Source organism: Metapseudomonas cellulosilytica (assembly GCF_049334135.1).
GTDB lineage: Bacteria > Pseudomonadota > Gammaproteobacteria > Pseudomonadales > Pseudomonadaceae > Metapseudomonas.
On record NZ_JBHZGN010000014.1, the window covers coordinates 87,610 to 99,677 of the forward strand.

The window sequence follows — 12,068 nt, forward strand, 5'->3', positions numbered from 1 at the left end:
CGATTTCGCTGCCGAATGAACCGACATCGCTGTAGCCCCAACCCGATGATGCTGAGGACGTGCGCATTGCGCTGGTCATCTCAACCAATTCAATGGTCCGCAGGGCGCAGCGTGGGGTCAGTTGCACAGGCTCCCCTCCAACGACCTATCCGACGGACCAGCGCTTTGGCTGCAATGACCTGTAGCGGCCCGGATACATCCCCACTATCGCTCCCATCAGCTGCATCAGCGCAGCGCCGGCTGTGCCACCACAGATAAATGGGAGTCGTCATGAGTCAAGATGTCTTGCTGTTCGAAACCGTCGGGCCAGTCGCGCGCCTGACCCTCAGTCGGCCCAAGGCCATGAACTCGCTGAACCTGGCGATCCTCGCGGAGCTTGAGCTGCGCCTGAGCGAAATCGCCGGCAATGACGAACTGCGCGTGCTGATTCTCACCGGCACTGGCCCGGCCTTCTGTGCCGGTGCCGATCTGAAGGAAGTACTGGCCGGCAGCAGCCTCCCGGCAGGCGAAGCAGATTTCCTCGACCGCTGCGCGGTGGTCTTTGGCCAACTGCGTAACTTCCCCAAGCCGATTATTGCCGCGCTTAACGGCATCACCATGGCCGGGGGCCTGGAACTGGCGATGTGCGCCGACCTGGTGGTGGCCGCTGAAAGCGCCACCATCGGCGACGCCCACGCGAACTTCGGTGTGTACCCGGGGGCCGGTGGCGCGGCGGTATTGCCACGGCTGATCCCGCTGAACATGGCGATGTATCTGCTGATGACCGGCAAGTCCCTCTCCTCCACCGAGATGAAAACCCTCGGCCTGGTGTGCGAAGTCCACGCCGACAGCGAGCTGGCCGAGGCCGCGCTGAAACTGGCGCAACAGATCGCCAAAAAGAGCCCGATTGCCCTGAGTCGCATGAAGGAAGTGGCCCGTGCCTCGGCCGACAAGAGCCGCGACGACGCCCTGCAGCACGAGCAAGTGATGCTGCGCAAACACCTGCGCAGCTTCGATATCCAGGAAGGCCTGCAAGCCTTCAGCGAGAAGCGCGCACCGCAATTCCAAGGCCGTTGATTCCGGCCTCACTGGCCTTCCAGTCGATCACGTACAGGACAAGAAATGAACGATATCTACATAGTTGGCGTCGGCATGACTCCTTTTGGTCGCTTGCTCGATCGCTCGCTCTACGACCTGGTCGAAGAATCCGTCGGCCTGGCCCTGAAAGATGCCGGTGCCAGCACCAGCGATGTCGGCGCGGCCTACTACGGCACGTTGACCAATGGCATGTTGCAAGGCCAGACCGCCATCCCCGGCCCGATCGCCATGCGTCGCGTGGGTATCGAAGGGATTCCGGTGTTCAGCGTCGAGAACGCCTGCGCCACCGGCTCATCGGCTTTCAACCTGGCCACTCTGGCTTTGCGCGCCGGTCAGTGCGATATCGCCCTGGCGGTCGGCGCGGAGAAAATGAACGTTGCCGACAAGGCCAAGATGTTCGCCGTATTCGATGGCGGCTGGGATATCTCCACCCTTGAGCAGAACAAGGAAACCCTGCTGGCCATGGGCGAAGGCATAGTGCCGCCGCCGGGCACCATGTCCGAGCGCCCGTACAGCGTGTTCATGGATGTGTATGCGGCCATCTGCCGTAACCACATGAAGCGTTACGGCACCACCCAGCGGCAGATCGCCGCCGTGGCCGCCAAAAACCACCAGCACTCGGTCCACAACCCTCTGGCGCAGTTCCAGCAGCCGTTCAGCATCGAGCAGGTGCTGGCTTCGCCACCGATCGCCTATCCGCTGACCACCCTGATGTGCTCGCCAATCAGCGACGGCGCCGCCGCTGTACTGCTGTGCAACGCCGAAGGCCTCAAGCGCCTGCAGGGCGCTGGCGATCGCGCCATCCGCGTGCTCGCCAGTGTTGTGCAAACCGGGACCTCCCGCGGTCTGGACGAGCCGGAAAAAATCATTGCCTGCCTCGCGGCCAAGAAAGCCTACGAACAGGCCGGCGTGGGACCGAGCGATGTCGACGTGGCTGAAGTGCATGACGCCTCGGCCATCGGCGAAATCCTCAATGCCGAATCGCTGATGTTGGTGCCGTTCGGCGAAGGCGGCCCGGCAGCCGAGCGTGGTGACTTCACCGTCGGCGGCAAGTTGCCGATCAACCCGTCGGGCGGCCTGGAATCCAAAGGCCACCCGATCGGCGCCACCGGTCTGGGACAGATTCATGAACTGGTGACCCAGTTGCGCGGCGAGGCTGGCAAACGCCAGGTCGAGGGGGCACGTGTGGCCATCCAGGAAAACGGTGGTGGCCTGTTCGGCATCGAAGAAGCCGTAGTCGCCGTCAACATTCTGGCCAAACGCTAAGCCCAATCGCACTTAATTCGAGGAGAACATCATGGGATACGTCATCAGAACCCCGGAACAACTGGAAGCCGTGGAAAGTTTCCGGCGTTTCCTGGCTGACAAGATCGAACCGATCGTCAACAAGGAATACCGCGACAAGTTCATTCCGAAAGAAAAAATGACTGAACTCACGCGCAAACTCAGCGAGTTCGGCATGGTTTCCGGCGCCATCAGTGAAGCCAATGGCGGCCTCGGCCTCGACTGGCCGACCATGACCATGCTGTTCGAGGAAGTGGCTGCCTGTTCGGTCGACCTGTCGGTGCCGGTGGTGATCAACTCCTTCGGCGCCCAGATGCTGGAAAAACTCGCCCCCGAGCACCTGCGTGAGCGCTATCTGCCGGGCCTGATCAGCGGCGAGCAGTTCGTCAGCTGCGGCATCTCCGAGCCCGATGTCGGCTCCAACGTACTGGAAATCAAAACCCGTGCGCGCCGCGACGGTGATGACTACATCATCACGGGCGAAAAGACCTGGATCAGCAACGGCTCCTACTCGGACTTCCTGATCTGCACCTGCCGTACCGGTGAAGACCCACGCAAAGGCCTGACCCACTTCCTGCTCGACCGTAAAGAGCACCCGTACGAAGTGCAGGAGATCCACAAAATCGGCTGGAACAGCCAGTCGACCGCACAGATATTCCTTAACGACGTGCGCGTGCCGGCCAGCAACATCATCGGCAAAGAAGGCGAAGCGCTGAAAAATACCCTGTCGTTCTTCGAACGTTCACGGGTCTTCGTTGCCGCCCAAGGCCTGGGCATTGCCCGTCGTGCGCTGGAGGAAGCCCTCAATTACGCCAAGGAGCGCAAACAACACGGCAAAGTCATCGCCGGTCACCAACTGATCTCCGGGATGCTGGCGGAAATGGCCACCAACGTCGACGCCTCGCGTCTGTTGGTATATCGCGCTGCCGAAATGATCGGTGCCGGAATCCCGGCCGAAATGGAAGCGGCAATGGCCAAGTACTTCGCGTGCGAAGCGGCTGTCACCATCGCTCGCCAGGCGGTGCAAATCCACGGTGGTGCCGGCGTGACCAAGGACTTCCTGGTCGAGAAGCTGGCGCGTGACGCGATCGTCATACCGATCCCGGAAGGCACCTCGCAAATCCAACAATTGATCATCGGTCGCAGCCTGACCGGCGTGAACGCATTCTGATCAACCGCGCCTGGCCTGCCGTTTAACGGCGGTGCCCGGCGCCATTGCCCCCTTTTACTGAGAAAAGATCATGCGTATTCAAGACAAAGTTGTAGTGATCACCGGCGGCGCTTCGGGCCTGGGCCTGGCTACCGCGCACTATCTGGTGGAAGAAAAAGCCGCTCGCGTAGCGATTTTCGACCTCAACATCGAAGCCGGCGAAAAGGCTGTAGCCGCCCTCGGCGCCGACCGCGCGATGTTCGTGCAGACCGACGTCAGCAGCGAAGAATCGGTACAGAACGCCGTCAATGCGGTAATGGAAAAATTTGGCGCCATCCACGTTTGCATCAACGGCGCGGCCGTACCGACCGCCTTCAAGATCCTCGGTAAGGAAGGCAAGGCCACGCCGTTGGCCAAGTTTGCCCAGACCACCGCAATCAACCTGAATGGCGTGTTCAACGTGATGTCCAAGTGCGCGGAACAGATGGCCAAAAACGAGGCCGAAGCCGGCGAAGAGCGGGGCGTGGTGATCAACGTGTCGTCCGGTGCGGCCTACGAAGGCCAGCTCGGCCAGTGTGCCTACTCGGCAACCAAAGCTGGCGTCATCGGCCTGAACATGCCGGCTGCGCGCGAGCTGGGCAGCATTGGCGTACGCGTCAACGCCATCGCTCCTGGCCTGTTCCTGACCAGCATGGTCGCGGCGCTGGACGAGAAGGTCCTGAACTCGTTGAAAGAGCAAATGGAATCGCCCAAGCGCCTGGGCGACACGCGCGAATTCGCCCATTGCTGCGCCTTCATCATCGAGAACGCTTACATCAACGCCGAAACCATCCGCCTGGATGCCGCTTCGCGGATGCGCTCCAAGTAAGCCAGAACCGACGATTGTCCAGAGCCTCCTGACATAACTACAAGAGCAGTCAAACCATGAGAATGAATTTTTCCCGGATCATGCGCCTGATGGCCCTGCGTCATCGTGATCAGGAGGCCATCGTCAATATTGAGCGCAATCGTCGCTATACCTACGCCCAATACCACCTGCTGAGCAACCGCATTGCCGACGTTCTGCGCAACGCCTTGCAGGTCGGCAAGGGCGATCGCTTCATGCTGATATTGGACAACGACAACCTCAGCCTGATGATGTTTCCCACCACCTTCAAGCAGGAAGGCACGGTGGCGATGACTAACCGCCGTGACTCGCTGGAGGAACATGCGCGGCAAGTCGAGCTGGTCGCCCCGAAAGTGGTGTTCCTCGAAACCGCCCTGCTCGACAGCTATTACGACATGCTGCGCAGCCAAGGTTGTGCCATTGTGGTGATGGACCCACCGTCTGCCGAACAAGCGGCGCGCCCCGGAGTGCATAGCTTCTGGGCGCTGGTGGAAGCGGCGTCTGAGCTGGACAACGATGTCGAGCTGGACACCGATGAGCACATTTGCATGCTGCGCTTCACCGGTGGCACCACCGGCAAGGGCAAGTGCGCGATGTACTCGATCGACAATTGGATGGCCTGCCGCGACGCAGCCTTTATCAATACTGATCTGGCTATCTCCAGTGCGACCCGTTTGTTGCATGTTTCGCCGCTGTCCCACGGCACCATCATGCTGTTTTTCCCGACTTTCTATGGCGGCGGCACCAACCTGACCATGAACCAGCTGGACATGGAAGCCTGGCGCCAGGAAGTGGAAACCGAGCGAGTTACCCACTCCTTCCTGGTACCGACCGTGCTCTATCGCCTGCTGGAGCTGCAGCGTGCCAATCCCAAGGATTTCTCCTCCCTGACCACCTTGATTTACGGCGCGGCGCCGATGAGCCCGACCAAACTCGGCGAGTTGGTTGACTGCTTCGGGCAGATTTTTGTCCAGGGTTATGCCGCCACCGAAACGCCGATGATGATCGCCTCGCTGGACAAGCGTGCTCACCAACCCGGCGATGCCGATAGCCTGCAACACCTGTCCTCGGCTGGCCGTGCGACCCCCGGGGTGGAACTGTTTATCGCAGGCGAAGACGGCAAGCAGCTGCCTTTCGGTGAAACCGGCGAAATCCGAATCCGCTGCAAAGCCGTGATCAAGGGTTACTACAACAACCCGGAAGCCACCGCTGGCGAATTTGCAGACGGCGCCTGGAAATCCGGCGACCTGGGCTACATCGACACCGAGGGCTATCTGTACATCGTCGACCGACTCAAGGACATGATCATCACCGGCGGCTTCAACGTCTATGCGGTCGAAGTCGAAGCGGCGCTGGCCTCCCACCCCGCAGTGCTGATGGCGGCGGTGGTCGGCATCCCCCATGCCGAATGGGGCGAGGCAGTGCATGCCGAAGTGATGCTGCGCCCTGGTGCCAGCGTCACGGAGCAAGAGCTGATTGCCCAGACCAAAGCAAGACTCGGTAGCTACAAGGCGCCAAAGTCACTGGTCTTTGTCGATGAGCTGCCAACCTCGGTGGTCGGCAAGGTGTTGCGCCGGCAAGTGAAGGAAAAATACTGGCAGGGCACCGCGCGCAAAATCAGTTGAAGCCTCGTGCCCGGACTGGAAGTCTGGGCACCTATACGTCGTGCGGTGAATCGCCAGAGGCCCCCCCCCCGAAGTCGCCAAACACATGAACAGAAGGAACGGTCCATGATCGAACTTGCCTTGGCAGGGATCAGCCTGGCCATCTGGCTGCTGACGGTGGGAGTAATAATTACGACGGGAATCGTGGGCGCATTGCCATTCGGCCAGGAGATTGGGCGACGCCACCAGCTTCTCCTGGTCGCCTTGTGCACCAGCACCTGCATCTTGCTGTTCCTGGTGATGAGGCTCTGACCGAGCGGCCACGTTCTGTGACCAACACCGATTGGAAAAGCCAGCAGGGCAGCTCCGACAAGCCCTTCCAGGTCATCAGCTCCGGCTACTGCACTATCAAATGCACTGTCTGCTATCTGCTTCCAAACGCTGGCACAACCTCGCTCTTCAACCCGAACAGAATGACGGCGCTGTCACTGGCGCTGTTCTCCACCTTAACTAGCCAACGGCGAAGCGAGCGGTGGATATGAAATGAGCGAAGTTCAGTCAGAGCCTCGCCTTGCGTAAAGGTCTGCTATTGGCCGATTCTGTTGAAAACAGTCGGTGCCATCTCGACGCACTCATTCGAGGTCGGAAAAGCGCTCGACTCTGGCGTTGCTATGCGAAATATGGAGGAAGATCAGCGTTAGCGTTGTTGCTCAGATTTCAACGTCAGCCGCTCATTTTTGCCGGCAGAAAATGCGAAGGTACTTTTTCAACACAATCGACCAGAAACGGCCGCTTGCAGTTGATGGTGCGTCCCAACTGAGGGAAGACCACTACCGACTGTTGGTATTTTCAATGCGCTACCGCAAGATAGCTGGCACTGATTGATCCGTGGGAGAGGATCGATGTCTGACCAACCACTTCATTCGTCCCTCTTTGAAGAGGACTACCTGCTCCGTGAGCTAGGCCCTGTAGCGCACGTTCCCCAGGTCGCACTGACCGAGCTTGTTGCCAATGCGTGGGATGCAGGTGCGACGAAGGTCGACATTGTCCTGCCGACAGAGCGCGAAGGCACCCTTACCATTACGGATGATGGCCATGGGATGAGCCCGGAGAACTTTAAGCGCCGATGGATGACCCTCCGCTATGACCGACTCAAGCACCAGGGCCCTAACGTTGAGTTCCCAGCTGGCCGCGATCATCGTCCCAGAAAGGCGTATGGGCGCAACGGTGTGGGCCGCCACGGCTTGCTCTGCTTTGCGGACGAGTATCAGGTAGATACGTGGCGAGACGGTCAATTGAGCACCTTCGTGGTAGGAACAGAATCCGGACCTAGTCCCTTTGTGCTGCGAAGCGAAGCCTTTGGAGAGCGTGACGGATCTGGAACAAAGCTCACGGTGTCGGTAGCTCGCCATTTCCCGGACCTGGAGGAAATCCAGACGGTTCTTGCTGCGCGCTTCATTCATGATCCAGAGTTTCAGATTCGACTCAACGGTAACCTGCTCTCCTTCGCCGTGATTGATGGCCGGGTGAGCGAGCAAACGCTGGTTCTGGGCGAAGGCCGTAAGGCGACCGTGATTGTGATTGACTCGACCAAGCAGAATCACTCGTCGATCCACCAAGGTATTGCCTTCTGGGTTGGGCGAAGACTCGTCGGCAATCCATCCTGGGCCATAGGTCAAGTAGCAAACTTTGATGGCCGAACCAGGTTTGCCAGACGCTACAAGATCATCGTCGACACGGAAGGTTTTGAGCCGCACGTGCTGGCAGATTGGACGGGGTTCCACGCAACGCCAGTTGTTGGTGACTTGTATAAGGCCACAGCCGAACACATCAGCAAGGTAGCGCTAGAGCTGGCAAATGAGGTGATCGAAGCAACGTCAGAAGACGCATTACTTCAGAACCGAAGCGAGCTGAAGTCGCTGGGTCAAGGGGCTCGAATAGAAGTAGCGGAGTTCACCAAAGCGGTAGCGCAGGCCCATCCCACGATCTCTCCCGACTTCCTCGCCACGGCCGTAAAGGCTGTGATCAACCTTGAAAAGTCCAAGAGCGGCGCTGCGCTGCTTCTAAAGCTTTCTGCACTGGAAACGGATGACGTTGATGGGCTTGATCGCCTGCTCACGGAGTGGTCTATCAAGGACGCCCTACGCGTACTCGACGAGATCGATGATCGCCTCAGCGTAATCGAAACAATTCGTCGTCTGGCGAGTGATCCCAACGTCGACGAGCTTCATACACTGCATCCGCTCATCCTGCGCTCACGTTGGCTATTTGGACCAGAGTACGAATCACAGGAGTATTGCTCGAACGCCACGTTGAAGACAGTTGCCCTTCACCTGTTCCAGCGGAAGAACGCGCAATTCATCAACGAGAAGAACCGTCCTGACATCGTTGTGCTTCCCGACCGCAGCACAGTCCAGCTGACCGGTATTGAGTCGTTCGACCCCTTCGACACGGCCCTCATTCAGCTGCGGAACATCCTGCTGATCGAGCTAAAAAAGGGCGGGTTCAAGCTTACCCGAGATGAAGTTTTCCAGGCGGATGGGTATGTTCAGGACATTGCTTCTTGTGGACTCATGGAAGGTGCTCCACACATCGCGGCGTGGGTCGTCGGGCAGTCCATCGCTCCAGGCGTGGGACGAGAAAAGAAGCTCTCTGAAAACGGCCGTGACTATGGCCTCGTAAGGGCTACTACCTTCGATACCTTGGTGGACACCGCAAACATGCGATTGATACGGTTGCGTGAGGTACTCAAGGAGCGGTATGACCAGTTACCAACCGACCAGCTGGTCGCCAAGGTTTTAGCCGTTCAAGAGCAGGCGGTGTTGGATCTCTCCGCGTCGAAGCAACCATCCCACGACGAGCCCGCCAGCCTGACGGGCTAGTCTTTGCTATCGGTTGCTAGTGTACCGCCGGGTCAGTCCCACTCTGTTCTTTCCGCTCTCTGATGCCTGTCCAGCGCCTGGGCTACCAAATCGACGGCTTGCCTGGCTGGCCCCGAGAGTGCGTCTTGCTGAATCTGACTCATCCAGCCTCGGCACTCCTCGATCCCGAGAAGCTCGTCTAGCTGAGTGATACGAACGAAGTAGTGCTCAGAAACGACATCCCCTGAGTAACTCGTGCTTTTACCTACCAATGCTATGGCGAAAAGAATGAAGCGCTCTAGCGTGGCGACTTGACGCTTAATCCACTGGCTTCCCGCCCCATCGGCGAAAGCGTCCAGCCGATAGGCAAAAGATATAAAGTTCCAATGTTCAAGGAAGGCTTCAGGGTTCTTGTCCGCCTGCGTCAACAGCGCTGAGACAAACATTGATCTAAGCTGATCGAAACCCGCATCATCTAGGTCGGAGGGTTCCGACTTGCGCCGACTTGAGGACTCCCAGCTCAACAGATGCATCAGAGCATTGAACCCTTTGGCTTGCTCGAATGCGCTCACCAGTAGTCCGCTGCGTACTGCTGGCTCTTCATGACGCTGCAAAAAGAACCTCAGCAAACGCGACACAATCGTATCAGTGGACAGTGTGGTCATAGTTGATTGGCCACCAACGACAACCTCTCCAGCATTCAATAGCGTCTCTACCACCGCATCTGACTGCTCGAGAGGGAAGTCATCTACGTGAGCCTCCAACCTATCTAATATCGCTCCCTGCTGGGGCCCGTCCTGACGCTGCAATACCTCGCAAAATCTCTTGTGGTCTGTCAGCAACGATTTCAGCGAATGGAGCAGCGAGTTCGAGACACCCCCGACCGGAAGTGCCAGCTCGAAATAGCGGTCGAAGACCTCTGGACAACACACCCTGGATTCGCGCAGCCATTGCGCATGCGTGGCTCCATCGTAGGTCATGTTCCTGAATACCCAATCCAGGGTAGGGAAGAGCTTCTGAATGATCTGTTCTACCCCATCGCGGTAGTCCTTAGATGCGAGATCGACGATGCTTCCGATCTTACTTCTAATGCGCTCTTTTTCGGCTTGGTCTTGGCGCAGTATTGAGCCTCTACCGGTCAAAATCGATTTGTGTTGAGACAAGGCTTCATAGCTGGCCGGCGCGAAGGTTCTTAGACACTCCAAGGAAAACAGGTCCACGGCGTTGATCTCAGCCACGTCGACGCCACGCAGTAACCGGCAGTGGAACGCGAGCGTCGACGTATAACGGTAGACATCACGAAGATTCTTGAAAAACTGACTCAGACCCTTCCGGTACATGCTTCCCCAGTAGCCAGTGTCGAATTGAGCCGCCAGCTGTGGCTCGCTGGCCAGAATCGCGTCGAGTCGTTCAAACAGCACCGCCTGCAAGCGTTCGGCGGACAATGCCGGAACACTGAAAGGTACTTGAACGATCTTTTCCAAGTATTCAGAACCATTGAAACCGGCACGTTCAAGGCCCTGTTCGACAATGTCCCGCTGAAACAGCAGCAGGAATACAACGTTCGGAAAGTCCATATTGCCTTTCACCAATTGAAGCAATTGCTTCACCTGCTCCGCAGACAGCCGATCGATGTCATCCATCACGATCAACAGCGGGTGGTCGCGTTTCGCCAGTAAGGTACGGATTTCATGGCGGACCTCACTCAAAGTGAGCTCAGCGTCCTTCGCTGACTTGTCCATACCCTCAGCCCAATCCAACAAGTACTTACCGGCTTTCTTCAGCATTGGCGCACCAGCCGCTACAGCAGAACAGCCACTCAATACGGCCATCACTGTTGTAACCACCGGGTTTTCAGCCCATGCGCTCAGGTATGAAGTCACCAATGCTGAGCTCAGAAGCAACGGTACGTACTTGGCGACCCCTTCCATTACCGCAGCGCCTGAGTTGATCCTCTTTCCATATTGACGCAGCACCCTGGCGAGCTTTCTACCATCCTGGCTCTTGTCCTTGCGCTTTATAGCGATAGAGATTTCTTCGAAAAACTTCGCGCTCAGTTTCTCCTGCCCACCCCACTCCCAAGGATTGAACTCAATGAACTGAAGCTCTGGTGTTGCATTAAAATGCTGGAGTGACAGATTTTTGATTGAGCTCTTGCCGCTTCCCCATGCTCCCATCAGAGCAATTACAAGACTTTCCTTATTTTTCCAACTAGCAATGGCCGCTGCCAAGTTCCCTGCAAAGGCATATCGCCCAAGTAAGTCTTGTTCTTGTGTATCGATCGGCCGGTCGTCGGCGAAGCCCAGATCATCCATCGTGCATTCCTAGAGTCTTATGTTTGCATTCCTAATGCGTCTACTTGACTAAAGCGGTAAGGATCAAAAGTCGGTAGCCGCGCGCTACTAAATTCTGCTCCTTCCGGGTGAAGGAAGCACAGCTTTTCTCGCCTCCTCAAAAAAGGACTTTCGTGCGATGCTACCCAGCTGTACGGAAATCTTTCCGATTTCGCTACTCAAACCAAGAGGCCATCTTAAAATGTCAAAAATAGCGGAATTCAAAGCTCTTTAAGCTCAACTCGCAGAGCAGCTTAAGCAGCTTGATGCTCTGAAAAACGACCATGGTTTAAAGCGGGAAATTGAGTTTGAAGGCAAGCTTCGAGCGCTAATGGCCGAATATGGTATGAGTCTGCGCGGAATCATTGCCCTGCTCGACCCGCAACCTAATTCTAAAACTGAGCATAAAGCGACCAGCACTCGACGCGCGCGACAAGTGAAAACCTATAAAAACCCGCATACTGGCGAGATTGTCCAGACCAAGGGCGGGAATCACAAAGTGCTAAAGGAGTGGAAAGCTGAATTCGGTGCGGAGACTGTTGAAGGCTGGCAGCAATAGTTCGCGCTTCAATAGGTATTTCAGAAAAAGCCGCTTCTGAAGAGCGGCATTTTTCACTGCAGCAGGCAGCCACAAGCTCTTTCCGAAAGCCACTTCCGCACGTCGTAGGTGGAGCTTTCCGGACACCGGGAGGCATTTCCGCAATTGGTGCCTCCCAGAATGAATTCATTGAGCCCCGTGGGGACACCACGACAGGAATGTCAATAAAGTCCGTCATTTTTCCGTTTTATTGACAGAATCTGCAATCCAGGGACACTTGCGATTCCACTGGCTCCTCTGAAGCACCACCAAAATCGGGGCTTCACCAGCATCGG

Annotated in this window: 8 protein-coding genes and 1 pseudogene; 8 read left to right on the forward strand and 1 reads right to left on the reverse strand. The window is 57.3% G+C overall.

Annotated features, from left to right (window positions below; all coding sequences use genetic code 11):
* Window positions 1-270 precede the first annotated feature (270 nt).
* The 7 genes from ACFW0H_RS18495 to ACFW0H_RS18525 all read left to right on the forward strand — a co-directional run bounded on the left by ACFW0H_RS18495 (window position 271) and on the right by ACFW0H_RS18525 (window position 8,883).
* A complete protein-coding gene (locus ACFW0H_RS18495) occupies window positions 271-1,056 on the forward strand; it encodes an enoyl-CoA hydratase/isomerase family protein (protein ID WP_422915322.1) in 786 nt (261 codons plus the stop codon).
* A gap of 45 nt (window positions 1,057-1,101) precedes the next feature.
* Window positions 1,102-2,343 carry a thiolase family protein gene (locus ACFW0H_RS18500; RefSeq protein ID WP_422915323.1) on the forward strand — a complete coding sequence of 414 codons (1,242 nt, stop codon included), beginning with the start codon at window positions 1,102-1,104 and terminating at the stop codon, window positions 2,341-2,343.
* Window positions 2,344-2,374: 31 nt separating this feature from the next.
* Window positions 2,375-3,532: an acyl-CoA dehydrogenase family protein gene (locus tag ACFW0H_RS18505; RefSeq protein WP_422915324.1), complete on the forward strand. Its 1,158-nt coding sequence runs from the start codon at window positions 2,375-2,377 to the stop codon at window positions 3,530-3,532.
* A gap of 70 nt (window positions 3,533-3,602) precedes the next feature.
* On the forward strand, window positions 3,603-4,379 hold the full coding sequence (locus tag ACFW0H_RS18510) for an SDR family NAD(P)-dependent oxidoreductase (protein ID WP_422915325.1): 777 nt from the start codon (window positions 3,603-3,605) through the stop codon (window positions 4,377-4,379).
* Window positions 4,380-4,435: 56 nt separating this feature from the next.
* Entirely contained in the window at window positions 4,436-6,022 is a 1,587-nt protein-coding gene (locus ACFW0H_RS18515; protein WP_422915326.1) for a class I adenylate-forming enzyme family protein, read from the forward strand.
* Window positions 6,023-6,127: 105 nt separating this feature from the next.
* Window positions 6,128-6,313, forward strand: a complete 186-nt coding sequence (locus ACFW0H_RS18520; protein WP_422915327.1) for a hypothetical protein — start codon at window positions 6,128-6,130, stop codon at window positions 6,311-6,313.
* Window positions 6,314-6,903: 590 nt separating this feature from the next.
* Window positions 6,904-8,883 (forward strand): ATP-binding protein, encoded by a 1,980-nt coding sequence (locus ACFW0H_RS18525; RefSeq protein ID WP_422915328.1) that lies wholly within the window; start codon window positions 6,904-6,906, stop codon window positions 8,881-8,883.
* A 32-nt stretch (window positions 8,884-8,915) separates the two neighbouring features.
* On the opposite strand, the gene ACFW0H_RS18530 is transcribed toward ACFW0H_RS18525, so the two are convergent.
* A complete protein-coding gene (locus ACFW0H_RS18530) occupies window positions 8,916-11,177 on the reverse strand; it encodes a KAP family P-loop NTPase fold protein (protein ID WP_422915329.1) in 2,262 nt (753 codons plus the stop codon).
* A gap of 220 nt (window positions 11,178-11,397) precedes the next feature.
* Between ACFW0H_RS18530 and ACFW0H_RS18535 the strand changes: the two are divergent.
* Window positions 11,398-11,754: pseudogene (locus ACFW0H_RS18535) on the forward strand (histone-like nucleoid-structuring protein, MvaT/MvaU family).
* The last annotated feature ends 314 nt before the right edge of the window (window positions 11,755-12,068 follow it).

What these genes read in the sequence shown, in the direction of transcription:
- ACFW0H_RS18530 (WP_422915329.1), bottom strand. Translation starts at nt 11,177, where the DNA reads ATGGATGATCTGGGCTTCGCCGACGACCGGCCGATCGATACACAAGAA.
- ACFW0H_RS18495 (WP_422915322.1), top strand. Translation starts at nt 271, where the DNA reads ATGAGTCAAGATGTCTTGCTGTTCGAAACCGTCGGGCCAGTCGCGCGC.
- ACFW0H_RS18500 (WP_422915323.1), top strand. Translation starts at nt 1,102, where the DNA reads ATGAACGATATCTACATAGTTGGCGTCGGCATGACTCCTTTTGGTCGC.
- ACFW0H_RS18505 (WP_422915324.1), top strand. Translation starts at nt 2,375, where the DNA reads ATGGGATACGTCATCAGAACCCCGGAACAACTGGAAGCCGTGGAAAGT.
- ACFW0H_RS18510 (WP_422915325.1), top strand. Translation starts at nt 3,603, where the DNA reads ATGCGTATTCAAGACAAAGTTGTAGTGATCACCGGCGGCGCTTCGGGC.
- ACFW0H_RS18520 (WP_422915327.1), top strand. Translation starts at nt 6,128, where the DNA reads ATGATCGAACTTGCCTTGGCAGGGATCAGCCTGGCCATCTGGCTGCTG.
- ACFW0H_RS18515 (WP_422915326.1), top strand. Translation starts at nt 4,436, where the DNA reads ATGAGAATGAATTTTTCCCGGATCATGCGCCTGATGGCCCTGCGTCAT.
- ACFW0H_RS18525 (WP_422915328.1), top strand. Translation starts at nt 6,904, where the DNA reads ATGTCTGACCAACCACTTCATTCGTCCCTCTTTGAAGAGGACTACCTG.